The organism is Shinella sp. Sh6, from assembly GCF_055392685.1.
In genome coordinates, this window is sequence record NZ_AP044005.1 from 461,729 (window position 1) to 485,897 (window position 24,169).

Genomic DNA, 24,169 nt, shown 5'->3' on the forward strand with positions numbered 1-24,169 from the left:
TCATGAAGACGAGAGTTCCGGGGATGATGAAGGGTCTGTTGAAGGCGAGCACGGCCGCCGCCGTGCTCGGCGCGGCCATGCCCGCGCTGGCGCAGGAGACGCAGCTTCAGGCCGTCGTGGTCGAGGGGGCGGCCGGCAAGGCGGGCTCCGCCGTCGCGCCGGTCAAGGGCTATGTCGCCAAGGCGTCTTCGGCCGGCTCGAAGAGCGACACGGCGATCAGCGATATCCCGCAGGCGGTCTCCGTCGTCGGCCAGCAGGAGTTCCAGGACCGCGGGATCACCAACAAGGTCGACGAGATCCTGCGCTATACGCCGGGCGTCGCGACGCAGCCGTTCGGCAGCGACCCGGATACCGACTGGTTCTATATCCGCGGCTTCGACGTGGCGCAGACCGGGGTCTATCTGGACGGCCTCAGCCTCTTCACCTACGGCTTCGGCGGCACCCAGATCGATCCGTTCATGCTGGAGCGCGTGGACGTGCTGAAGGGCCCGTCCTCCGTTCTTTACGGCGGCGCGACGCCCGGCGGCCTGATCGACATGGTGCGCAAGCGGCCGACCGACGACCCGCTCCGCTATGCCGAAACGGGCATAAACTCGAACGGCAACGCCTTCCTCGGCTTTGACATGTCCGATGCGGTGAACGCGGACGGCACCGTGAAATACCGCCTGACCGGCAAGATCTCGGGCGGCGACAACTATTCCGACTATTCGGAAGACCTGCGCGGCTTCCTCATGCCGCAATTGACGATCACGCCGGACGCGTCCACCAGCCTCACCGTCTGGGGCTATGCCGGCGCGCTCGACCAGGTGCATGTCGGCAACGGCTTCTTCCCCTATGTGGGCACGGAGGTCGACGCGCCGTTCGGCAGGATCGATCGCAAGGCCTTCTACAGCGAGCCGGGCATAGACGACGGCGATTACGTGCAGAACATGCTCGGCTACGAGTTCGAGCACACGTTCGACAACGGCTGGAAATTCTCCCAGGACGTCCGGTACGGCCACCTGCGCAAGCACGAGGACAGCCTTTTCCTCGGCGGATGGGTGGGCGGCGCTCCGACCGGGCCCGACTACGAGCTGGCGCGGTCCCGCTTCGAGCACAAGTCGGTTGCCGACAGCTTCACGATCGACAACCGCGTCGAGACCGGGTTCGATCTGGGCCCGACGAGCCACAGCTTCATGGCCGGCCTCGACTACCGCTACTACCGCCTCGATACCGAGCAGTATTGCTGCGGCACCACCACCCCGCCGATCAGCGCCACGGACCCGGTCCATGGCTTGCCGCTGGGCACCGGCGTGCTGTCGACCGACCAGGTCGTCAGCCTGAGCCAGATCGGCCTCTACGCGCAGGATCAGGTGCGTTTCGGCGATGGCTGGCTCGTCACCCTGAACGGCCGCTACGATGTCGTGAAGACGGACAGCGACAACGGCGTCTCGGCGTTCAACCCCGTTGCCAACAGCTACGGCTATAGCGAGAGCGCCTGGAGCGGCCGCGCCGGCATCGCCTACGAATTCGACAACGGCGTCACGCCCTATGCGAGCGTCGCGACCTTCTTCAGCCCGCTCATCGCCACGACCGCCACGGGGCTGGCCGAGCCGGAGGAGGGCGAGCAGTACGAACTGGGCGTCAAGTACGAGCCCGGCTTCGTCGACGGCATGATCACCGCCTCGCTCTTCCAGATCGACAAGCGGAACTTCACCGTCAGCGAGCCCGCTCCCTCGACGATCTCGCGCCAGTTGGGCGAGGTCCGGTCGCGCGGCTTCGAGATCGAGGGCAAGGTCAATCTGAACGAGAACTGGCGCGCCCTTGCCTCCTTCTCCTATACGGACATCGAGATCAGCAAGAACCCGCTCAATCCGTCCCTCGTCGGAAACTCGCCCTATATCGTGCCGGCGGTCACCGCCTCGCTCTGGCTCGACTATGCCTTCACCACGGATGCGCTCGACGGGCTCAGCGTCGGTGCGGGCGTCCGCTACCAGGGCGAATCCTGGGCGGACGAGGCGAACACGCTCAAGGTCTCCGATGCGGCGCTCGTCGATGCGGCGGTCCGCTACAAGAAGAACGACTGGACCGCGTCCCTCAACGTCGCGAACCTCTTCGACAAGGACTATGTCAGCGGGTGCCAGGGCGTGAACGTCTGCGGCTACGGCGAGGCGCGCACGATCACCTTCAAGCTCAGCAAGTCCTGGTAAGTATAAGACTTGGAGGGGCCGTGCCGGATCCGGTACTGCCCCTTCGCTCCGGATTGATTTAGCTCAACGACGGACCGCCGCGAACATTCCAATGTCCCGCCACGACTTGCGGGAATACCCTGGAATGAAATTCATCGGCTTCGTCCTTCTGCTCTGCGCCAGCCTGTGCTGCGCGGTATCTGCCAGCGCGCGCACCGTATTGCAGGATTACCTGCCGTCCGCGGTCGCCTCCGATTTCGTCCCCGGCGCGGAGGGCTTCGGCCCGATCCGCGAGGACCTTGCGGTGGCGCCGGTCCTGAAGGGCGGCGAGATGGTGGCCTGGGTCTTCGTCACCTCCGATTTCGTCGGCACGACGGGCTATTCCGGCAAGCCCATCCACACCCTCGTGGCGGTGGGCAAGGATGCCAAGATCATCGGCGTGCGGCTCGTCAAGCACTCCGAGCCCATCGTCCTCATCGGCATTCCCGAAGCCAAGGTGAAGGCGCTGGTCGCCGGCTATGCCGGCCTCGACCTTGCCGCCGAGGCGAAATCCGGCGGCACGGCGCATGAGGTGGACATCATCTCCGGCGCGACGGTGACGGTGATGGTGATCGACGATTCCATCGTCCGCTCGGGATTGAAGGTCGCGCGTGCGCTCGGCCTTGGCGGCCTCGCCCCGGAAAAGGACGGGGAGGGCCCACGCTTCAAGGTCAATCCCGATGCCGCCGCCCCCGCCGACTGGATCGAGGCCGAGGGCGACGGCACGCTGCGCCGGCTCTCGCTCGACGTGGCGCAGGTCAACAAGGCCTTCGCCGACCATCCGGATGCGCGCGCCCGCGACAGGGCGCTCACCGAGGCGCCGGATGCCACCTTCATCGACATGCAGGCGGCGCTGGTCTCCGTCCCCGCCATCGGCAAGGCCCTGCTCGGCCCGGCCGAGGAGGCGAACCTCAAGGGCTGGCTGAAGGAGGGCGAGAACGCCATCGCCGTGATGGGCCGCGGTCTCTATTCCTTCAAGGGCTCGGGCTATGTGCGCGGCGGCATCTTCGACCGCATCGTGCTGATCCAGGACGACGTCTCCGTGCGCTTCCGCGACCGCGACCACCGCCGCCTCGGCGCCATCGCGCTTGCCGGCGCGCCGGACTTCTCCGAGATGGACCTGTTCCGCATTCCCGCCAATGTCGGCTTCGACCCGGCAAAGCCCTTCCGCATCCAGCTTCTCGCGCATCGCGAGGTCGGGCCGATCGAGAAGGTCTTCCACACCTTCGACCTCGCCTACCAGCTGCCGCAGAAATACCTTACCGCGGTCGCCCCGCCGGCCAAGGAGGTCGCCGTCGCCACCGAGCGCACCGAGGGCAGCGCGCAGGCCGAACTCTGGAAGCGCATCTGGCAGGATTCCAGGCTGAAGATCGCGGTGCTGGGCGCCATGCTGGTGGTGCTGACGGGGGCGTTCTTCTTCCAGACCTATGTCGTCCGCAATGCACGCGGCTTCTACATCTTTCGCATCGCCTTCCTCACGGTCACGCTGGTCTTCCTCGGCTGGTACGCCAATGCGCAGCTTTCCGTCGTCAACCTGATGGCGCTCTTCGGCAGCCTGGTGAACGGCTTCAGCTGGCAGGCCTTCCTGCTCGATCCGCTGACCTTCATCCTGTGGTTCGCCGTCGCCGCCGCGCTGCTGTTCTGGGGGCGGGGCGCCTATTGCGGCTGGCTGTGCCCCTTCGGCGCCCTGCAGGAACTGACGAACCAGATCGCGCGCAAGCTGCACATTCCGCAATGGACGCTGCCCTGGGGCCTGCACGAGCGGCTCTGGCCGATCAAGTACATGGTCTTCCTCGGCCTCTTCGGCGTCTCGCTGGTCAGCGTGGAGCAGGCCGAGCACCTCGCCGAGATCGAGCCCTTCAAGACGGCGATCATCCTGAAGTTCATCCGCGCCTGGCCGTTCGTCGCCTATGCCGTGGCGCTGCTGGTCGCCGGGCTCTTCGTCGAGCGGTTCTACTGCCGCTACCTCTGCCCGCTCGGCGCGGCGCTGGCGATCCCGGCACGCATCCGCATGTTCGACTGGCTGAAGCGCTACCACGAATGCGGGAACCCCTGCCAGACCTGCGCCAACCAGTGTCCGGTGCAGGCGATCCACAAGACCGGCGAGATCAACCCGAACGAATGCATCAACTGCCTGCATTGCCAGGTGCTCTACCAGTCCGAAACCGTCTGCCCCGTCGTGATCAAGAAGATGAAGTCGCGCGCCAAGCTCGCGGCAAGTCCCGGCGGCGCTCCGGCCCATCCACAACCAACCGCCAAGGTTTAACCACAAGGAGCCATCCATGGAATCGAAGGAAAACAAGGGGCTGAGCCGCCGAGCGCTGTTCAGCGCCACCGCCGGCACGGCCGTTCTCGCCGGCACGATGGGGCCTGCCGCCCTCGGCCTCGGTGCCGCCGGGCTTGCCACCCCGGCCCGTGCCGCCAGCGGCGCCGACGGCTCGGTCGCACCGGGCAAGCTCGACGACTACTACGGCTTCTGGTCCTCCGGCCAGAGCGGCGAGATGCGCATTCTCGGCATCCCCTCGATGCGCGAGCTGATGCGCGTTCCGGTGTTCAACCGCTGCTCGGCCACCGGCTGGGGCCAGACCAATGAATCGATCCGCATCCACCAGCGCACGATGTCGGAGAAGACGAAGAAGCAGCTTGCCGCCAACGGCAAGAAGATCCACGACAACGGCGACCTGCACCACGTCCACATGTCCTTCACCGAGGGCAAGTACGACGGCCGCTACCTCTTCATGAACGACAAGGCCAACACGCGCGTCGCCCGCGTGCGCTGCGACGTGATGAAGACCGACGCCATCCTCGAAATCCCCAATGCCAAGGGCATCCACGGCCTGCGCCCGCAGAAGTGGCCGCGCTCGAACTACGTCTTCTGCAACGGCGAGGACGAAGCGCCGCTCGTCAACGACGGCTCGACCATGACGGACGTGTCGACCTACGTGAACATCTTCACCGCGGTCGACGCCGACAAGTGGGAGGTCGCCTGGCAGGTGCAGGTCTCAGGCAACCTCGACAACTGCGATGCCGACTACGAGGGCAAGTGGGCCTTCTCGACCTCCTACAACTCGGAAATGGGCATGTCGCTGGAGGAGATGACCAAGTCCGAGATGGACCACGTCGTCGTCTTCAACCTCGCCGAGATCGAGAAGGCGATTGCCGCCGGAAAGTACGAGGAGATCAACGGCGTCAAGGTGCTCGACGGGCGCAAGGAGGCCAAGTCCCTCTTCACCCGCTACATCCCCGTCGCCAACAACCCGCACGGCTGCAATATGGCGCCGGACAGGAAGCACCTGTGCGTCGCCGGCAAGCTCTCGCCGACGGTCACGGTGCTCGACGTGACGAAGTTCGACGCGATCTTCTACGAGAACGCCGAACCGCGCAGCGCCGTCGTCGCCGAACCGGAACTCGGCCTCGGCCCGCTCCACACCGCCTTCGACGGGCGGGGCAACGCCTATACCTCGCTCTTCCTCGACAGCCAGGTGGTCAAGTGGAACATCGAGGAGGCCATCCGCGCCTATGCCGGCGAGAAGATCGACCCGATCAAGGACAAGCTCGACGTCCAGTACCAGCCCGGCCACCTGAAGATCGTGATGGGCGAGACGCTGGATGCGGCCAACGACTGGCTGGTGTGCCTGTGCAAGTTCTCCAAGGACCGCTTCCTCAATGTCGGTCCCCTGAAGCCGGAGAACGACCAGCTCATCGACATCTCCGGCGACAAGATGAAGCTGGTGCACGACGGCCCGACCTTCGCCGAGCCGCATGACGCCATCGCCGTCGCACCCTCGATCCTGCCGAACATCAAGTCGGTCTGGGATCGCCAGGACAAGCACTGGGCCGAGACGCGCAAGCAGGCCGAGGCCGACGGCGTCAACATCGACGAGTGGACCGACGCCGTCATCCGCGACGGCAACAAGGTGCGCGTCTACATGACCTCCGTCGCGCCGAGCTTCAGCCAGGAGAGCTTCACGGTGAAGGAAGGCGACGAGGTCACGGTGATCGTCACCAACCTCGACGAGATCGACGACCTGACGCACGGCTTCACCATGGGCAACCACGGCGTTGCCATGGAAGTGGGGCCGCAGATGACGAGCTCCGTCACCTTCGTCGCGGCCAATGCGGGCGTCTACTGGTACTATTGCCAGTGGTTCTGCCATGCCCTGCACATGGAAATGCGCGGGCGCATGTTCGTGGAACCGAAGGACGCCTGAGCCATGCGCCTGCCCGTCCTCCTCATCGGCCTTCTTCTCGCCTCGCCGCTTGCCGCGGCGGAGCGTGCGGTCGCGCCCGGGGCGGGCAGCCTCGCTACCGCCATCGCCGGGGCCGCCCCCGGCGATGTGCTGCTGCTATCCGGCGGGACCTATGCCGGCCCCGTCGTCATCGACCGGCCGCTCACCATCACCGGCCCGCGCGGGGCCGTGGTCGACGGGCTCGGCAAGGGCAGCGTGATGACGGTCGCCGCGCCGGACGTGAGGCTTTCCGGTTTCACCGTCACCGGCTCCGGCCGCATCAACGAGGACCTCGACGCCGGCGTGAAGATCGTCAAGGGCGCCGACCGCGCCCGCATCGAAAAGCTGCTCGTTGCCGGCAACATGCACGGCATCGACGTGCACGGCGGACGTGACGCCGCCGTCACGGCAAACGAGATCGTCGGCACGCGCGACGCCCGCATGAACGAGCGCGGCAACGGCATCTATGTCTGGAACAGCCCGGGCACGCTGCTGGAAGGCAACCTCATCCGCTACGGCCGCGACGGCATCTTCTCCAATGCCAGCTCGAACAGCATCTATCGCGGCAACGTGATGCGCGACCTGCGTTTCGCCGTGCATTTCATGTACACGCGCAATACCGAGGTTTCCGGCAATGTCTCCGTCGGCAACCATCTCGGCTTCGCCATCATGTTCTCCGACCGCACGAAGATCCGGGGCAATCTCAGCCTCGGCGACCGCGAGCACGGGCTGATGCTCAACTATGCCAACAATGCCGACGTCACCGGCAACCTGGTGCGCGGCGGCACGAAGAAATGCCTCTTCATCTACAACGCCCACAAGAACCTCATCTGGAACAACCGCTTCGAGGGCTGCGGCATCGGCATCCATTTCACCGCCGGCTCCGAGAAGAACGTGCTGACCGGCAACGCCTTCATCGCCAACCGCGAGCAGGTGAAATATGTCGGCACGCGCAACATGGAATGGAGCCATGAGGGCAGGGGCAATTTCTGGTCCGATCACCCGGCCTTCGACCTCAACGGCGACGGCATCGCCGACAGTTTCTACCGCCCCAACGACCTGATGGACCAGATCCTCTGGTCGCAGCCGGCGGCAAGCCTCCTCATCGGCTCGCCCGCCGTGCAGCTCGTGCGCTGGAGCCAGCGGGACTTTCCCGCCACGCTCCCCGGCGGCGTGCGCGACAGCGCACCGCTGATGCGCCCCCTTGCCATATCCGTCCCGCCCGAAATCCTCGGCTACGAAGCCGAGGCTGCCGGCCGCTGGGCCGAAGGAAATGACGATGACACCGACACTGACGATCTCGCGGCTCACTAAGCGCTTCGGCGCGGTGGAGGCGCTGAAGGCGGTCTCGCTCGCGCTGGAGCCGGGAAAGCGCGCGGCCCTGCTCGGCCATAACGGCGCGGGCAAGTCGACGATGATGAAGATCGTCCTCGGCCTCATTCCCTTCGACAGCGGCGAGGTTTCCGTTTGCGGCCTGCGTCCCGGCTCGCCCGCCGCGCGGGTAGAGGTTGCTTACCTGCCGGAAAACGTCGCCTTCCACCCGGCGCTGACGGGCGAAGAGCAACTTCGCTATTATCTGGCATTGCGCGGCGAGAGTCCGCGCCAGGCCATGGACCTTCTTGCGCGTGTCGGCCTTGCCCATGCCGCGCGGCGGCGGATCGGCACCTATTCCAAGGGCATGCGCCAGCGTGTGGGCCTTGCCCAGACGCTGATCGGCAGGCCGCGCCTCCTCGTGCTCGACGAGCCGACCTCCGGCCTCGACCCGGTCTCCCGGCGCGATTTCTACGATCTCCTCGACGGCCTCGCCGCCGAGGGAACGGCGATCCTCCTCTCCTCCCACGTGCTGACGGAAGTTGAGGCGCGCACCGACAGCATCCTCATCCTGTCCGGCGGGGTGCTGGTGGCCGAGGGCACGCTTGCCGACCTGCGCGCCCGCGCCGCGCTGCCGGTCTCCTTCTCCGTTCGCCCCGCGCCCGGCCATGCTCCGGCGCTGGCGGCGGCCTTTCCGGAAGCCGCCCGGGGTGAGGACGGCGTCCTGCGCCTTTCCTGCGCGCAGAAGGACAAGCTGCCGCTCCTTGCCCGTATCGCCTCCCACGGCGCGGCGGTCGCCGATATCGACGTGATCCCGCCGAGCCTCGAGGACATCTACAGCCATTTCAGCCGGAGGGACGGGCAATGATGAGCCGCATCCTCGCCACCGCGCTCTCGGAATTCCGTATCGCCTTCCGCAACCGCTGGGTCGCCATCGCTACCGGCATGATGGTGCTGTTCGCGCTGGTGCTTGCCGCCGCCGGTGCCGCCCCGACCGGCGATGTCGGCGTCGACCGGCTCTCGGTGACCGTCGCCTCGCTGACCTCGCTCGCCGTCTATCTCGTTCCGCTGCTCGCGCTGCTGATGAGCTTCGATGCGGTGGCGGGCGAGGTGGAGCGCGGCACGCTGCCGCTGCTGCTCACCTATCCCGTCTCGCGCCTCGAAATCCTCATCGGCAAGCTCGCCGCGCATCTCGCCATCCTCGGCCTTGCGGCCTGCCTCGGCTACGGCGCGGCGGCGCTGGTGGCGGTATGGGCCGATCCGGCCGCGATCAAGGGGCTCGGCGCGCTTTGGCGGCTGATCTGGTCCTCGGTGCTGCTGGGGGCGACCTTCCTCGGCGCGGGCTATGCGCTCTCGGCGCTCTCGCGCCGGCCCTCCGGCGCGGCGGGCCTTGCCATCGCCCTCTGGCTTGCCGCGGTGGTGCTCTACGATCTCGCTCTCCTTGCGCTTATCGTCAGCGACGGCGGCGGGGCCTTCACCACCGGGGCGCTGCCCGTCGCCTTGCTCGCCAACCCGGCCGATGCCTTCCGCGTCTTCAATCTCTCTGCTGCCGAGGCGGTCGCGGCCGCCGGCGGCATCGGCGGGGCGGCCGGGGCGATCCCGCTCTGGCAATCGGCCGCCTCGCTCTTCCTCTGGCCGCTCGCCGCCCTCGCGCTCGCCGTTGCCGCCTTCCGCAAGGTGACGCCATGAGAACCCGCCTTCGCCCCGTGCTGCTTCTTGCCGCCCTCGCGCTGCTGTCCGCCTGCAAGGAGGATGTGGAACAGAACATCGTGCCGCAGGAGATGACGCCGGAAACCCTCGGCCACTATTGCCAGATGAACCTCCTGGAACATCCCGGCCCCAAGGCGCAGGTCTTCCTCGAAGGCAATGCCGCGCCGCTGTTCTTCAGCCAGGTGCGCGACGCCATCGCCTATATGCGCGGGCCCGAGCAGGTCGCGCCGATCCTCGCCGTCTATGTCAACGACATGGGTGCGGCCGGGGCGACCTGGGACCAGCCCGGCAAGGGCAACTGGATCGCCGCGGACGCCGCCTTCTATGTCGTCGGCTCCGACAGGCGCGGCGGCATGGGCGCGCCGGAGACCGCGCCCTTCTCCAGACGGGAAAAGGCCGAGGTCTTCGCCCGTGCGGAGGGCGGCCGCGTGCTGGCGCTCGCCGAGATTACCGATGCCATGGTGCTGACGCCGGTGGAGACCGGCGCGGACGACCAGAAGGAGGGCGACGAGGACTACCTCGACCGCCTGCGCGCCCTGCCACAGAAAGACGGAGATTGATCCCATGATGCTGACCCGCCGCCGCCTGATCGCGATTTCCGCCGCTCTCGCCGTCCTGCCCGCCGCCGCCCGCGCCGGCACGGGGACCGCGCATCTGTGGACCGGGCAGGCGCTCGGCGCGCGCGCCTCGATCCGCATCGACCACCCGGACGGCGCGGCCATCGCCGCCCGCGTCATGGCCGAGATCGACCGGCTGGAAAACATCCTCAGCCTCTATCGCCCGAATAGCGCCCTTTCGCGGCTGAACGCCGAAGGGCATCTTGCCGAACCGCCCTTCGAGCTTCTCGAATGCCTGTCGCTGGCCGGCGCGGTGCATGCGGCAAGCGCCGGGCGGTTCGACCCGACCGTGCAGCCGTTCTGGGCGCTCTGGGCGGAAGCTGCGGTCCGCGGCGAGCGGCCGTCGGAAAAGGCCGTCAAGGCCGTGCTGAAAAAGACCGGCTGGCAGAAGGTGGCGCTCGACGCCGGTGTAATCACCCTCCGGCCCGGCATGGCGCTCACCCTCAACGGGATCGGCCAGGGCTACGTCGCCGACAGGGTCGCCACGCTGTTGGAGGCCGAGGGCCTCACCGACATCCTGATCGACACCGGCGAGTTCCGCGCCCTCGGTGGTGAGCCGCGGGGCGGCGACTGGCCGGTGCGGCTGGAGACGGGCGAGCGCGTGGCGCTGCGCCAGCGCGCGCTCGCCACTTCCGCCCCGCTCGGCACGACTTTCGACCAGGCCGGACATGACGGCCATATCATCGATCCCGCGACGGGAATGCCCGCGCCCGCGAAATGGCGGGCGATTTCCATTTCCGCCCCCTCGGCGGCAATCGCCGACGCCCTGGCGACGGCCGCCTGCCTCATGCCGGATACCGGCACGATCCTCGCCATGCTCGACCGCTTCGACGGCGCGCGCCTCGAAGCCGGAACGGCGGCCTGACCCGTTCCGGCACATCTTCTTGGTTAACGGTCCGTTGCGCCATCGCGTAGAATTTTAGTCAAGTTGCATTTCGAAATAAAGCGCACGTTCACCGTGTATTTTAGCGGGATATATAATTCGGTCGGGTAGTTTGCTCTCAACCTTGGAGAGCAGACCGATGGCAAAGAAACAGGCATTTTCGGCAGGACGGCATTACATCGCAGCGGTAAGCGGCATCGTGCTCGGCGGCTTTCTCTTCGCCGACAGCGTCGCCAATGGCGACATGAGCGCCGATGTCCCGCTCCCCGCGATCCCGGCAGGCGTCGAGATGAGCGCGAACCTTGGCGCGGCGAACGATCTCGACCTCGGCCTCGACATGACGACGACCAGCACCGTGACGACCGGCCTCTTCGGCTCCGTCGCCTTCCCCTTCAAGCCGGGGGCTCTCTCGCGCTGGAAGCAGATCGAACAGGCCGCCGCCGGCCTTTCGCAGGAAGACTGCGGCGAGCAGGTCACCTGCCGGATCCGCTCGAAGATGCTGCGCGAGACGATCGACGCTTCGGCGGACGAGCCGCTCCTGCGCAGGATCGAGGCGGTCAACGTCGCGGTGAACCGGATGGTCCGCTACGGCAAGGATATCGACGTGCACGGCAAGTTCGACTACTGGGCCATGCCGACGGAAATCCTCGCTTCCGGCCGCGGCGACTGCGAGGACTATGCGATCCTCAAGCTCGCCGCCCTGCGTCAGGCGGGCGTCGAGGCCGACGACATGACGCTGGTCGTGCTGCGGGAATCGCGGCGCAATTTCTACCACGCCGTCCTCACCGTCTCGGTCGATGGCCGCAACTACGTGCTCGACAACATGCGCGATGCGGTCCTGACCGACCGGCAACTGCCGGAATACCAGGCGCTCTATTCGCTCGGAACCGAGCGGGCCTGGGTGCACGGCTACAAGCGCGGCTCGGAATACGCCATGCAGAAGCGCCCCGCTTCGCTCGATGCGGTGCAGCCGGGCGAGGGCATCCCCGTCTCGTTCTGACGGGGCGTCGGCCCGCTCAGGGCAGGACGTAGCAGAGGATGACGGTCCGGTCCGAGGCCGGCGCCAGCAGGGCATTGAGCTGCCCGCGCATGCGCCGGCCGCCGAACCCGACCGTAAAGCCAACGCCCAGCGGCCGGTTGCCGCTCTCCTTCAGGATGGCGGCCAGAGCGCTCAGTTGCACGTCGAGCGCAAGACGGAGGTCGCGGTTGACCGGCTCCGTTTCCGCGGTCGGGAACCGGGCCTGGATATAGCCGAGGAAAGCCTGGTTGTAGGCGACGAGCTGCCTGTCCGGCCCGAGGGCGAATGCCGGGCCGGGCGAAGCCCGCACCAGGTTGGCGATGCCGGAGGGATCGGTGATCCTGCGCTCGGCGGCCAGTTTGTCGAGCGCCCAGCGCAGGCAATGGACACGCAGGAGCGATGTCGCGTTGGCCGATTGCGGCGCATCCGCGAGAAGGACGCCGACCAGCGCGCCGATCTTCTTCTGCCGGGCGTCGGCGATCTCCTTCAGCACCTGCCAGTAGACAGCTTCGAGGCGGATGCCGCGGCGAACGCCGTCAACCTCCACGACGCGGAAGACGAGATCCGTGTCCTGCGTCGGCGGGCGGCCTCCCGCCGTGTCGGAAGGACGCTCCATGGCTACCGTTCCCGCATGGCCTCGGTGCGCGCCTTGTTGATCGGCTTCAGGAGATATTGCAGGATCGTCTTGCGGCCGGTCATGATGTCGACCGAGGCCACCATGCCGGGAATGATGGCATGGGACTTGCCGTTGCGGAAGATCTCGGATTTGTCCGTCTTCACCTGCGCGAGATAATAGGTCTCGTTGGATTTCTCGTCGAACATGGAATCGGCGGAAACGTTGGACACCTCGCCCTGCAGGCCCCCGTAGATGGAGAAGTCGAAGGCGGTGACCTTCACCAGCGCCGGCTGCCCGACGCGGATGAAGGCGATGTCGTTGGGCGATATGCGCGCTTCCACGAGCAGCGTGTCGGAGGTCGGCACCACCTCGGCGACGACCGTGCCGGGCTGCACGTAGCCGCCGATCGTGGTGATCTCCAGCCGGTTGACGACGCCGTCCACCGGCGAGCGCAGGTCGGTGCGCTGCACCCGGTCGGACGCCCCGCGCACGGTTTCCGTGACGACGGAAAGGTCGGCGAGCGCCTTGGTCTTCTCCGCCAGCGCCTCCTGCTGAAAGGTGAGCATCAGTTCGTCGACCTGGAGAGAGGCTTCCTTGATGGCGGCGCGAAGGCGGTCGAGCGATTCCTGCAGCAGCTTGAGCTGGCCGGTGGCGTCGGTCAGCTCCTTCTGCACGCGCAGAAGATCGGTCTGCGGGGCGAGCTTGCGCTGGACGAGCGGCTCCAGAAGGCCGGCCTCCTTCTGCGAGAGGGCGACGTTCTCCTCAAGCCGGCGAATGCTCACCAGCGCCTCGTCGAGTTCCTTGCGCCGCTGCAGGTGGCGTTCCTGCAGCACCGAAAGCTTGTTCTGGAAGGCATCGCGCCGCGCCTTGAGAAGCTGGGCCTCGTTCTCGCAGATTTCCGGGCTCGTCTTGGCGACCTCCTGCGGGCAGGTCATCGGCGAGGTCATGTCGCCGGCCTGCTCCACTTCCAGGCGGGCGATCTGCACGCGCAGCGCCCGGGCGCGCGCCTCCAGCTCGCCGAGCGTGGAGGTCGTCGCGGTGTCGTCGAGCCGCACGAGAAGGTCGCCCTTCTTGACGATCTGGCCGAGCTTGACCGCGATTTCCTGCACCACGCTCGCCTCGCTCGCCTGGATGAGCTGGGTGCGGGAGACCGGCACGACCTTGCCCTGTCCGCGCGCGATCTCGTCCACCTCGGTGAATGCCGCCCAGACGACGAAGCTCACGATCAGCAGGGCGACCGAAACGAGGCTCATGCGAGCCCAGAGGGGAGGGGCGTCCGTCGTCATGCGGGGCGCCCCGCTTTCTTCTGCAGCTCCTCGATGACCGCGGCCTTGGGCCCGTCTGCGATGACGCGGCCGGCATCGAGGACGATCAGGCGGTCGACGAGTTCGAGCATGCTGTATCGGTGGGTGGAGATGACGATGGTCGTTTCCGGGCCGAAGGCGGTGGCGAGGTTGTTGATCAGCCGGCGCTCCGAGGCAAGGTCCATCGCGCCGGAAGGCTCGTCGAGGAAGATGATTTTCGGCCGGGCAAGAAGCAGCCGGGCGATGGCCACCGCCTGCCGCTGGCCGCCGGAAAGGTTGCCGCCGCGCTCGCCGACCGGCATGTCGTAGCCGCGGGGATGGCGCGAGACGAATTCGTCGACGCCCGTGCGGCGCGCCACCTCGATGATCTCCGCGTCGCTCGCCTCCGGATTGCCCATGAGGAGGTTTTCCTTCACGGAGCCGGAGAAGAGGTCGGCGGCCTGCGAGGCCACGGCGACCGCCGTGCGCACCACGGCGGGGTGATACTGGCGGATGTCGATGCCGTCGATCATCAGGCTGCCGGCGGTCGGCGGGTAGAGCGCGCCGAGAAGGCGCCCGATGGTCGTCTTGCCCGAACCGATGCGGCCGATGACCCCGACGCGCTCGCCCGGCTGGACGGAGAACGACAGCCCGCTCAGCACCTTCTGGTCCGACCCCGGATAGACGAAATCCACCTGGTGGAAGGCGAAGCCGCCGCGGTCGATATCGCGGTTGACGAAGCCGGTGGCGCTCGGCAGGTCCTCGGGCATCGACATGATGGAATTGAGGATGCGCAGCGACAGGAGCGCCTGGCGCAGGCGCGCGAGCGTCATGGCGATCTGCCCCATCGGCGCGACCGCGCGGCCGGACAGCATGACCGCCGCGATGATGGCGCCCGACGACATCTTGCCCTGCGAGAACGCATAGGCGCCGGCAAGGATGATGACGACGGAGACGAGCTGGGAAACGAACTGCGTCCAGTTGGCCGCCGAGGCGGAAAGCTGCTTGATCTCCTCCGAGGTGAGCGCCGCCTTCTTGGAGAGCTCGTGCCACTTGCGCAGGAGATGGCGCTCGGCCTTCAGCGACTTGACCGTCTCGATGGTCGAGATCGTCTCGACCAGCAGCGATTGCTTCATGGACGATTCGTTCGTCGCCGCCGCGACCCGCCGGCCGATCCGGTGCTGCGCGATGAGGCCGATCGTCAGCGCCAGAAGGAAGGCGCAGGTCGGAACGATGACGATCCAGCCCGCCACGAGGTAAATGACGATCAGGAAGACGAAGACGAAGACCGTGTCGATGAGCACGCTGATCGTGTTGGAGGTGAAGAACTCGCGGACGAACTCGTACTGCGTGATGCGGCTGGCATATTCGCCGGTCTGCATCGGCCGCGACGACATGCTCGCGTTGAGGACCTTTTCGAAGAGCAGGTAGGACAGCTTGAGGTCGGCGCGCCGGCCGGCATAATCGATCAGCGCGGCGCGCGCGGTCTTCAGCACGAGGTCGAAGACCACGGCGCCCGAGACGCCGAGCGCCAGCACCCAGAGCGTCGCCTTGGCGTCGTTCGGCAGGATGCGGTCGTAGACGTTCATGGTGAAGAGCGGCGAGGTCAGCGCCAGCAGGTTGATGAAGAGCGCCGCGACCGCGACCTGCGCATAGGAGCGCCAGAACGGCACGAGCGCGCTCACCAGCCAGTGCTGGCGGACGATGGCGCCGTCCATGCCCTCGACGGCGGATTTCATCGTATCCGCGCTGACGGCGCTGAAGGCGAGCACCATCCGGATATCGTCCCTGGCCGGCAGGCGGCCCTGCAACTGGCTGCGCATCGCCTCGATATAGGACGAGCCGCCGCCGTGAAGCTCAAGCAGCGTGACGGCGGAGCCGTCGTTGAGGAGGACGATGGCGGGAAGATCGAAATTGCCGGCGGCAAGGTCGCGCCAGCCGAAGCTGCGCACGTCGAGGCCGATCCTGTCGCTCAGGCGCTGCACGTCCTCGAAGGACGGGGACGCTTCGTCGAAGGGCACGCCGGAAAAGAGGACGACATCCGACCCGGGCCGGCCGAGAAAGACGGCGACCCGCTGGAAGGCTGTTCTGAAGGCTTCTCCACCGGCCGAGGCCGGCTGGCGGATGGATTGCGCGATGCCGGCCGCTTCGGGGACCGACGTCATGGGCATTGCCCGCAGCGAAGCGATGGCCCGGCGCTTTTCGCAAAAAGCGTCGATGCGCTCCGGCTCACGCCAATCGGGTCGCGGCAAGGCATGCGTGCTGCTTTCGGCTCGTCACTTCATGGTCGCCAGGAGGTCGAGAGGCAGGTCGTTGACCTGCCTCGACGGCATGCGGCGATAGGTTTCGGCCGGCGCGGTTTCCGGGACATGGAATTCCTCGCGCGCATAGGCCTCGGACTGCTTGGCCGCGGCAAGGTTCATGCTGGAAAGCAGCATGCCGCTGGCGGCAAGGATGCGGTATTCGGCAAAGCGCGCGGCATATTGCGCCGTCTTCGACAGCACGTTGACGGTATAGCGCGAGTTCTGCGCGCCGAGCACGTCGAGCAGCGAGCGCCGGCCGACGGAAAGCTGCTCGCGGTAGGATTCCACCAGGTTGCCGTTCGCCTGTGCCTGCTGCCTGAGCGTTGCGGCCAGTTCCGTCTGGCGGATGCGGCGATCCCAGGAGATGCGCACCGCTTCCTCCACTTCACGGAAGCTCTGGTGCAGCACGAGGCGCTGCTCGCTGGCGCGCCGGATCTGCTCCTGCTCGTTGGCGATGTCGATGCCGCCGCGATAGAGGTTCCACTTGGCCACGACACGGGCCTGCAGGCTCGACGTGCGACCGTCGGCGCCGTCGATGTCCATGCCGGTGCGCGCGCGCCCTTCCAGGTAGATCTCCGGGAAGAGGTTGGAGCGCGAGGCCTTCACCATCGCATCGGCCGCGTCGATATCGGCATTGGCGACCTTGATGCGCGGATTGTTGGCGCGCGCCATGCCGATCGCCTCGTCGAGCGATTTGGGCAGGAAGGAGGCCATGGACGGCGGCATGGAGGCATTGCTGAACGGCTTGCCGACGAGGCGCAGGAAGCGCGTCTTGGCCCCTTCCAGCTCCTCTTCGGCTTCCTTCGTGCGGGCCTTGGCGGCCAGAAGCCGCTCCTGTGCCTGCTGGCGGTCGGCGTCGGTCAGCGTGCCGCCGGAGATAAGCGCGCCGATGTCGCCGAGCATCTGCTGGTGGACGGCCATGTTGCGGCGCGATTCCTGGACGATCTCGCCCTGCAGCATGATTTCGAGATATTCGCGCACGACCTGGAGGCCGATGGTCTCGGAGCGCTCGAGCACGCGGAACGAGGCGCTGTCGACGCGGGCGGCCTGGCGCTCCAGCTCGGCCCGGCGTGCGCCGCCGTCGAAGAGCTTCTGCGTCACGGAAAGGCCGACATCGGCGGGATAGAGCGGGTCGTCGTCAAGCCCGCCAAGGCGCCGCGAGGCACTGTCGAGCCGTTCGATGCCGACCCCGCTTTCGAGGTCGATGCTGGGAAGGTAGAGGCCGCGTGCCTGGCGCAGCTCGAATTCGGTGGCCTCGCGGTTTTCGTTGGCCTGTCCGATCTCGGGATTGGACTCCAGCGTGACCGCCATCGCCTCTTTCAGCGTGAGGGCATTCGCGTTGACCGGCGAAAACGCCACCCCAACAAGCAGAGCTGCCGAAACGGCGCCCAGTAACGACTTATGCATGCCCCCAACCCCATTACATATGCCAGACGTGCAAAGCCGGCATCCAGATTCTCTTAACCTCATCTTAGGCATGCCCAAAGGCAAGCGGCAATCGGTCCCCGCACGAGCATCAGAACAATGCGATATTATCTACAACCTTGTGGCGATTCTGCCACATTTTCCCGCGTATTACCGCACGACGACGAGGCTTCCGACATCCACTTTATCGAACAGTTCGACCACATCGTCATTGGCCATCCGGATGCAACCCGAGGATACGGCCTTGCCGAGTGTCCACGGTTCGTTGGTTCCATGGATGCGGTAGAGGGTGTCGCCGAGGTAGATCGCCCGCGCCCCGAGGGGATTTTCCGGGCCGCCCTCCATCGATGCCGGCAATATCCGCCCCTTCGCCGCCTCCCGGCTCACCATCTCGGCCGGCGGCGTCCAGACGGGCCATTCCGCCTTGCGGCTGATCCTCTCGCGCCCTTTCCAGGCAAAGCCCTCGCGGCCGACGCCGATCACGTATTCGCGCGCGGTGCCGTTCCCGTTGACGTAGAAGAGACGCCGCTTCTGCGTATCGACGATAACGGTGCCGGCCTTGAATTCCCCGGCATAGGCGACGTTCCGCGCTGCGATCGGCGCGGCGTTCAGGCGCCCGGCGAGCCTGGCGTTGTCGATGCGCCGCACGACCCATTTGCCGGCCCTCGCGTCGAACTGGCGGACCGTCTGTTCCGCTGGGGCGGGAAAGGCGAGCAGCAGGGCCGGCAGGGCGGAAAGGATCGCAAGGCGACCGGGCGAAAGACGAGACCGAAACGCCGGCATGGAAGGGCTCTCCGTTGAACTGGCCCGATTTATATCGCTTATTGCTAGAATTCGACAGGTATCGGAAACCGCGGTTTTACCCCCCTGCCTTATAGCTCTCGCCAATACAGGGACATCGGAGAGAGACGGACGATGGGCATGCGAGATCTGCAGGAAACCTTTTCCCCGCGAGGAACCACGGCCACATGGCTGGCCGGCGGCGGCGCGGCCGCGCTCGGGCTGGGGCTTGCCGTCTCCGCCATCGCCAATGCGGTTTCGCCCACGGCATCCGTGACGGGCAGCACCATCCTTGCCGGCGTTGCGGCCCTCGTCGTCGCGCTGCCGCTCCTTTACGTCTGCAGCCGCATGGCGAGCCGGGTCGAGCTCCTGCGCCGGGAAGTCCAGCGCCTCGGCCAGCGCGACGGGCTGACGGCCTGCCTCAACGAGCCCACCTTCTCGGCGCTCGTCGATACCTATGCCGGCCGCCGCACCGTCGAGGACGGCGCCACCCGCGGCACCATCCTCCTCATCCATCTCGACGATATCCCGGTGGTCAACGGCCGCTTCGGCTATAGCTGGGGCAACGAGGCGCTTGCCCGGGTCGCCGCCGCGATCCGCGGCACCGTCCGCCAGGGCGATATCGTCGGCCGCATCTCCGGCAACCAGTTCGGCGTCTTCCTGCCGGGCGCGGGAGAGGCGGATGCCAGGGGCGTCGCCAACCGCATCCACGACAATGTCACCGGCCTCGATTTCTTCCCGGCCGGCGTGCGCTATCCCCTGTCGATCCGGGCCGGCGCGGTGATCCTCGCCGACCAGGCGAAGTTCGACGATCTCCTGAAGACGGCCGCCGACACGCTGGAAACGACCCGCGGCGAGGACTGGATCCGCTACGCCTCGATGGGCGGCTGGCCGCAGGAAGGCGCGGCGAAGCTCCAGTAGCCCGCCTCAACTCCCGACATTGGACCATATGCGGCCGGGCTGGATATCCGCCCCGGCCGCAGCGCCGTCAGGCGGATCGCTGGAACGTGTCGCCGCCGGCGGCCTTGGCGGCGTAGAGCGCGAGGTCCGCCCGCATGAAGAGGGCGTCCGGCGTCTCCTCTCCGGCAAAGGCGATGCCGAGGGAGGCGCTGATGGTGAAGACGCGCCCCGAGCAGGTCATCGGCGCCCTTGCCGCCTCGACCACGCGCTGCGCGCTGCGCTCGACCGTCCGCAGGTCCGCGGAGGGGCCGAAGAGCACCGCGAACTCGTCGCCGCCGATCCGGGCGATCAGGTCGGCCGAGGCGCAGGTCGCCGAAAGCCGGCGGGTGAACTCGATCAGGCATTCGTCGCCGAAGGCGTGGCCGAGCGTATCGTTGATCTCCTTGAACCCGTCGAGGTCGATGAGCATCAGCGCGCCGCCCGTCTCGCAGAGGTCGGCGAGCCGCACCTGGAACTGCGTGCGGTTGGCAAGGCCTGTCATCACGTCGTGTTCGGCAAGCTGGCGCATGTGCTCGAACACCGTCCGTTCCTCGGTGATGTCCTGCTTGACGCCGAAAAGGCGGACCGGCTCGCCGTTCCGCCGCTCGACGGTGGCGGATATCCGGATCCAGCGCGTGCCGAATTCGGCGCTGCGGATCTCGGCATCGAGCCGGAAGCCGGCCCCGGCCGCGATGGCGCCGCCCCGCACCTTCTGCAGGCGGGCGAGCGATTCCTCCGAATAGCTTTTCAGGATGTCGCTGCGCACGAGGCCGTGGCTGTGCCGGACGCCGAAGATGTCGTAGGTCCCGCCGCTCCAGGTAAGCCGCTCGCCGGGCAGCTCGCATTGCCACATGCCCATGCGGGCGGCCGCGGAGGCGCGCTCGAAGATGTCGACGCCGGCAAGCGCCGCCTCGGCCCGGCGCAGGAGTGCTGCCTGATGCTCGACCTGCCGCTGCAATTGGCCGATGGCCTTCGTGTCGGACGGGCCCGTGAGGGCGGCGCGCAGGCGGCCCAACAGGGAATAGAGCGTGGATTGCGGCGCCGAAGCCAGATCGCAAACGGGCTGGAGAACGTCCCGTTCCGCGTCTTCTGCTGGGTTTCCCATATTCGCCACCGACGTGCTGAGGCTTCCTTTTGTCAATTCCTATCGTGAAATCGTTAACCGCCGGTGAGAAGCGGCCGGCCTCCGCCTAGAGAAAGAGGTGGACGATGAGGGAGGTGAGGACGGCGTTGAGCCCCATCGCGATGCCGGAGAAGAGACCCGCCACCGGATCGACGGAATAGGCGCGCGCGGTGCCGATGCCGTGCGAGGCAAGGCCGGCGGCAAAGCCGCGGGCGCTGTAGTCCCTGATGCGCATGGCGTTCATCATCGGCGTGACGACGATGGCCCCGCAGATGCCGGTGAGGACGACGACCGCCGCCGTCAGCGCCGGATCGCCGTCAAGGCCCGAGGAGATGGCCATGGCGACGGCCGCCGTGGTGGATTTCGGCGCGAGCGAGGCGACGACCGAGGGCGAGAAGCCGAAGAGGTGGCTGAGGAAGACGGTGGAGCCGACGGCCGCAAGGCTGCCGGCGATGAGCGCGGCGAGCATCGGCAGAAGGTTGGTCTTCACCAGCGCGAGCTTTTCGTAAAGCGGAATGCCGAGCGCGACGGTCGCCGGCCCCAGCAGGAAATGGATGAACTGCGCGCCCTCGAAATAGGTGCCGTACTGGACGCCGGAAAGAAGAAGCACCGCGGCGATGGCGGCGATCGACAGCATGATCGGGTTGAGCAGCGGATTGCCGGGGCTGAGCGCGGCGATGCGCGTGGCGGCGAGCCACACGACCAGCGTGCCGGCGAGCCAGAGGAGGGGCGAGGTGGCGAGATAGACCCAGAGACCGCTATTCATCGGCAGAACCTCCGGTCAGCCGCTTGACGAGGAGGAAGGCCCAGACCGTCACCGCCAGCGTGATCACCGTCGACAGGACGATGATCGCAAGAAGCGCCAGGCCCCGGTCGCGGATGAGGTCGAAGTGCTGGATGATGCCGACGCCGGCCGGCACGAAGAGGATGCCGAGATTGGCCAGGATCGCCCGCGAGGTTTCGAGGGTCTGCCGGTGGGCGGGCTGCAGCGACGCCACGCCGCCGGTCGCCACGAGCGCCACGGCCACCATCGCCATGCCGATGACCGGCCCGGGCACGAAGCCGCCGAGGAAATAGGCGGCGGTTTCGCCGATCAACTGAAAGACGAGAAGGATGGTGATTCCAACGAGCATCCGCACCTCCGTGGCTGGGCCGCTCACTATGCCTTTTTTCACGGAAAGCGGGAGAGGGAACATGAGCCTGTGGAAAGGCCCCGGCTGCGATGCATCCGGGGCCTCGGTTGTCGGCGGTTGCCCTGCGGCCGGTCAGGCCGGCAGGGGCTTGCCCATCTTGGCGGTGCGCAGGCCGTAATAGATCACGCCTGCGATGGCGACGCCGAAGAACCAGCCGTAGACGCCCCACCACGACGGCATGATGGACGTCAGGCCCGGCAGGATCGAGGAGAAGACGATGCCGATGCCGGCGGCGATCAGCGCGTTGACGTGCCAGCCGTTCTCGAAGCGGAACTCACCGTCTTCCCGGTAGAGCGCCTCGACGTTCACCCGGCCTTTGCGGATGAGGTAGTAGTCGACCATCATCACGCCGAAGATCGGGCCCATCGTGTTGCCGACCATGTTGACGAAGTGCGCCGCGCCGCCTTCCCACGGGGCGAAGGGGTAGAGCACGAGCGCGATCAGCGCCGCGATGTAGCCGCCCTTCTTGAAGTCGATGTGCTTGGGGAAGACGTTGGCGAAGTCGAAGGCCGGCGAGACGAAGTTGGCGACGACGTTGATGCCGAGCGTTGCCACCGCGAAGGTCACCGCGGCAAGCAGCGCCAGGAAGACGCTGTCGAACTTGGCCGAGATCTGGTCGGGGTAGAGCAGCACTTCGCCGTAGACGTTGTAGGCGGCGATGGTGGTGACGCCGGCGACCAGCGAGAACAGCACGAGGTTGACCGGCAGGCCCCACAGGTTGCCGACCGTCAGCGACCGTTCGCTCGGGCAATAGCGCGAGAAGTCGCAGAAGTTGAGGTAGAGCGCCGAGAAATAGGTGACCCAGATCGCGGCGACCGCCGTGAGCGCGGCGAACGATCCCGGCGTGCCCGGCACGCCCGCGTCCTTGGTCTTGTCGAGCAGCACGTCCATCGGAATCGTGTGGCTGAAGGAGAAGCCGCCGGACTTGACGACGAGATAGACGGCGAGAAGCAGCATCATGATCCAGACGGCCGGCCCCGCCCAGTCCTGGAACTTGCGCACCGTCTCCATGCCGTTCTGGATGATCAGGAGCTGCAGGGCCCATACGATGATGTAGCAGATGAGCTCCAGCGTCGAATGGCCGAGCATGTGGCTCGACTGGTGGAACTGCAGGATGCTTTCGTTGCGGATGAGCAGCGCGACGATGGCGCCCGAGGCGGCCGCCGTCTGCGCGCCGTACCAGAAGCAGGCGACGATGGCGCGCACCAGCGCCGGGAAGTTCGCGCCCCAGATGCCGAAGGAGGCGCGGGCGAGGACCGGGAAGGGCACGCCCGTGCGCACGCCGGCAAGGCCGACCATGTGCATCAGGGCGAAGATGATCAGCGAGCCGATGCCGATGGCCACGATGAAGTTCAGGAAGCTCCCGCAGAACAGGAACAGGCTGGCGGCGAGGTAGTAGCCCCACAGGCTGTGCACGTCCGACGTCCAGACGTTGAAGATCGAGAAGGCCCCCCAGTTGCGCACTTTCGCGGGCGCGAGGTCCTCGTTGTACAGTTGTGGCGATGCATCGAGTGGTAGCGTCATCCTTGTCCCCTCCCTGACGTGTTGAACACTATGGCGCGGAAGGTGAGCCCGCGGCCGTGAGGTGTCAATCTCGCCCGCGCTTCCCGCCGCGCGCCGCGCGTTGAGAAGCGGGCCGGATTTTTGCCTTTTTGCAGATTGAATGGCGAACGAAAACATATGGTTGCAATGGACGCCCCCTTGCCCGCCATGGGGAGGCTTTCGTTGAAAGCGAACAAGACTTTCAATTTTAGGAGTAAGATCTTTCGTGGAAAACCGGGGTAATTGCCTCCGGCCGCCGCCTTTCCGCGGGTTTCGGCACCGCGAGACGGCGGCCGTCTACACGAAGAAGTGTAGGTATCCGCGTTGCCGGGCGTGCGGGACTTGATAGAAGCCGGCCGTCATGACCCGATAGGAGACTTCCGTGAAATTGTACTATAAGCCCGGCGCCTGCTCGCTCGCGCCGCATATCGTCCTGAGCGAATCCGGTCTTGCCTATGATCTGGAAGCCGTCGACCTGAAGACGAAGAAGACGGAGCACCAGGCCGATTACCTCGCGATCAATCCGCGCGGTGCGGTTCCCGCGCTCGAGGTCGAGCCGGGCGTCGTCGTCACCCAGAACGCGGCGATCCTGCAATATATCGGCGACCATTCCGACATCGCGGCCTTCAAGCCGGCCTATGGTTCGCTGGAGCGGGCGCGCCTTCAGGAAGCGCTCGGCTTCTGCTCGGACCTCCATGCCGCCTTCAGCGGCCTCTTCGCGCCCAACCTCGGCGAAGAGACGAAGGCCGGCGTTCTCGCCAACATCAACCGCCGCATGGGGCAGCTCGAAGCCATGCTGCCGGAAGGGCAGCCCTATTGGCTCGGCGCGGAATTCACGCAGCCCGACGCCTATGCCTCGGTCGTCATCGGCTGGGGTGTCAGCCTCAAGATCGACCTGTCCGCCTATCCGAAGGCGCTGAAGCTGCGCGAGCGCGTCGTGGCGCGGCCGAAGGTGCAGGCCGCGTTCAGGGAAGAGAACCTTCTCTGAAA

General features: G+C 66.7%; 20 protein-coding genes. 11 read left to right on the forward strand and 9 right to left on the reverse strand.

The genetic code is table 11. The features are described from left to right. Positions 1 to 2: 2 nt before the first annotated feature. The 9 genes from ACZ5TO_RS02180 to ACZ5TO_RS02220 all read left to right on the forward strand — a co-directional run bounded on the left by ACZ5TO_RS02180 (position 3) and on the right by ACZ5TO_RS02220 (position 11,957). Positions 3 to 2,189, forward strand: a complete 2,187-nt coding sequence (locus ACZ5TO_RS02180) for a TonB-dependent siderophore receptor (protein WP_464799374.1) — start codon at positions 3 to 5, stop codon at positions 2,187 to 2,189. A 124-nt stretch (positions 2,190 to 2,313) separates the two neighbouring features. Further along, complete coding sequence (locus ACZ5TO_RS02185; RefSeq protein WP_464799375.1) at positions 2,314 to 4,473, forward strand: 4Fe-4S binding protein; 2,160 nt, start codon at positions 2,314 to 2,316, stop codon at positions 4,471 to 4,473. Between the two features lie 16 nt (positions 4,474 to 4,489). Beyond that, positions 4,490 to 6,418 (forward strand): TAT-dependent nitrous-oxide reductase, encoded by a 1,929-nt coding sequence (nosZ, locus tag ACZ5TO_RS02190; RefSeq protein WP_184145026.1) that lies wholly within the window; start codon positions 4,490 to 4,492, stop codon positions 6,416 to 6,418. A 3-nt stretch (positions 6,419 to 6,421) separates the two neighbouring features. Continuing rightward, complete coding sequence (locus ACZ5TO_RS02195) at positions 6,422 to 7,750, forward strand: nitrous oxide reductase family maturation protein NosD (protein ID WP_464799376.1); 1,329 nt, start codon at positions 6,422 to 6,424, stop codon at positions 7,748 to 7,750. Then, a complete protein-coding gene (locus tag ACZ5TO_RS02200) occupies positions 7,716 to 8,615 on the forward strand; it encodes an ABC transporter ATP-binding protein (RefSeq protein ID WP_464799377.1) in 900 nt (299 codons plus the stop codon). The genes ACZ5TO_RS02195 and ACZ5TO_RS02200 overlap by 35 nt, the downstream gene beginning before the upstream one ends. Beyond that, positions 8,612 to 9,436, forward strand: coding sequence for an ABC transporter permease (locus ACZ5TO_RS02205; RefSeq protein ID WP_464799378.1), 825 nt, complete (start codon positions 8,612 to 8,614; stop codon positions 9,434 to 9,436). The genes ACZ5TO_RS02200 and ACZ5TO_RS02205 overlap by 4 nt, the downstream gene beginning before the upstream one ends. Beyond that, positions 9,433 to 10,017, forward strand: a complete 585-nt coding sequence (locus ACZ5TO_RS02210; protein WP_464799379.1) for a nitrous oxide reductase accessory protein NosL — start codon at positions 9,433 to 9,435, stop codon at positions 10,015 to 10,017. The genes ACZ5TO_RS02205 and ACZ5TO_RS02210 overlap by 4 nt, the downstream gene beginning before the upstream one ends. A gap of 4 nt (positions 10,018 to 10,021) precedes the next feature. Continuing rightward, the gene (locus ACZ5TO_RS02215) at positions 10,022 to 10,939 is read left to right on the forward strand and encodes an FAD:protein FMN transferase (protein WP_464799380.1); all 918 of its coding nucleotides are present in this window, start codon (positions 10,022 to 10,024) and stop codon (positions 10,937 to 10,939) included. Between the two features lie 157 nt (positions 10,940 to 11,096). After that, the gene (locus ACZ5TO_RS02220) at positions 11,097 to 11,957 is read left to right on the forward strand and encodes a transglutaminase-like cysteine peptidase (protein ID WP_464799381.1); all 861 of its coding nucleotides are present in this window, start codon (positions 11,097 to 11,099) and stop codon (positions 11,955 to 11,957) included. 16 nt (positions 11,958 to 11,973) lie between these two features. Here ACZ5TO_RS02220 and ACZ5TO_RS02225 read toward each other — a convergent pair whose 3' ends face one another. The 5 genes from ACZ5TO_RS02225 to ACZ5TO_RS02245 form a co-directional block, all read right to left on the reverse strand. Further along, positions 11,974 to 12,591 carry a ribbon-helix-helix domain-containing protein gene (locus tag ACZ5TO_RS02225; RefSeq protein WP_464799382.1) on the reverse strand — a complete coding sequence of 206 codons (618 nt, stop codon included), beginning with the start codon at positions 12,589 to 12,591 and terminating at the stop codon, positions 11,974 to 11,976. A gap of 2 nt (positions 12,592 to 12,593) precedes the next feature. Further along, a complete protein-coding gene (locus tag ACZ5TO_RS02230) occupies positions 12,594 to 13,877 on the reverse strand; it encodes an HlyD family type I secretion periplasmic adaptor subunit (protein ID WP_184145034.1) in 1,284 nt (427 codons plus the stop codon). After that, positions 13,874 to 16,039 (reverse strand): type I secretion system permease/ATPase, encoded by a 2,166-nt coding sequence (locus ACZ5TO_RS02235; protein ID WP_464799383.1) that lies wholly within the window; start codon positions 16,037 to 16,039, stop codon positions 13,874 to 13,876. Before ACZ5TO_RS02235 ends, ACZ5TO_RS02230 begins: the two co-directional genes overlap by 4 nt. A 111-nt stretch (positions 16,040 to 16,150) precedes the next feature. Continuing rightward, positions 16,151 to 17,584, reverse strand: coding sequence for a TolC family outer membrane protein (locus ACZ5TO_RS02240; protein ID WP_184145036.1), 1,434 nt, complete (start codon positions 17,582 to 17,584; stop codon positions 16,151 to 16,153). A gap of 168 nt (positions 17,585 to 17,752) precedes the next feature. Then, positions 17,753 to 18,385: a L,D-transpeptidase gene (locus tag ACZ5TO_RS02245; RefSeq protein ID WP_184145037.1), complete on the reverse strand. Its 633-nt coding sequence runs from the start codon at positions 18,383 to 18,385 to the stop codon at positions 17,753 to 17,755. Between the two features lie 138 nt (positions 18,386 to 18,523). On the opposite strand from ACZ5TO_RS02245, the gene ACZ5TO_RS02250 reads away from it, so the two are divergent. After that, on the forward strand, positions 18,524 to 19,303 hold the full coding sequence (locus ACZ5TO_RS02250) for a GGDEF domain-containing protein (protein WP_464799384.1): 780 nt from the start codon (positions 18,524 to 18,526) through the stop codon (positions 19,301 to 19,303). 67 nt (positions 19,304 to 19,370) lie between these two features. Here the strand turns inward: ACZ5TO_RS02250 and ACZ5TO_RS02255 are convergent, their stop codons facing one another. The 4 genes from ACZ5TO_RS02255 to ACZ5TO_RS02270 form a co-directional block, all read right to left on the reverse strand. Beyond that, entirely contained in the window at positions 19,371 to 20,426 is a 1,056-nt protein-coding gene (locus ACZ5TO_RS02255; RefSeq protein WP_464799385.1) for a diguanylate cyclase domain-containing protein, read from the reverse strand. A gap of 85 nt (positions 20,427 to 20,511) precedes the next feature. Further along, positions 20,512 to 21,210, reverse strand: a complete 699-nt coding sequence (locus ACZ5TO_RS02260; RefSeq protein ID WP_184145040.1) for an LrgB family protein — start codon at positions 21,208 to 21,210, stop codon at positions 20,512 to 20,514. Then, on the reverse strand, positions 21,203 to 21,577 hold the full coding sequence (locus ACZ5TO_RS02265; RefSeq protein WP_464799386.1) for a CidA/LrgA family protein: 375 nt from the start codon (positions 21,575 to 21,577) through the stop codon (positions 21,203 to 21,205). Before ACZ5TO_RS02265 ends, ACZ5TO_RS02260 begins: the two co-directional genes overlap by 8 nt. Positions 21,578 to 21,709: 132 nt before the next feature. Then, on the reverse strand, positions 21,710 to 23,161 hold the full coding sequence (locus ACZ5TO_RS02270) for an NCS1 family nucleobase:cation symporter-1 (protein ID WP_184145042.1): 1,452 nt from the start codon (positions 23,159 to 23,161) through the stop codon (positions 21,710 to 21,712). 400 nt (positions 23,162 to 23,561) lie between these two features. Here ACZ5TO_RS02270 and gst point away from each other — a divergent pair, with 400 nt between their 5' ends. Then, the gene (gene gst, locus ACZ5TO_RS02275; protein WP_464799387.1) at positions 23,562 to 24,167 is read left to right on the forward strand and encodes a glutathione transferase; all 606 of its coding nucleotides are present in this window, start codon (positions 23,562 to 23,564) and stop codon (positions 24,165 to 24,167) included. The last annotated feature ends 2 nt before the right edge of the window (positions 24,168 to 24,169 follow it).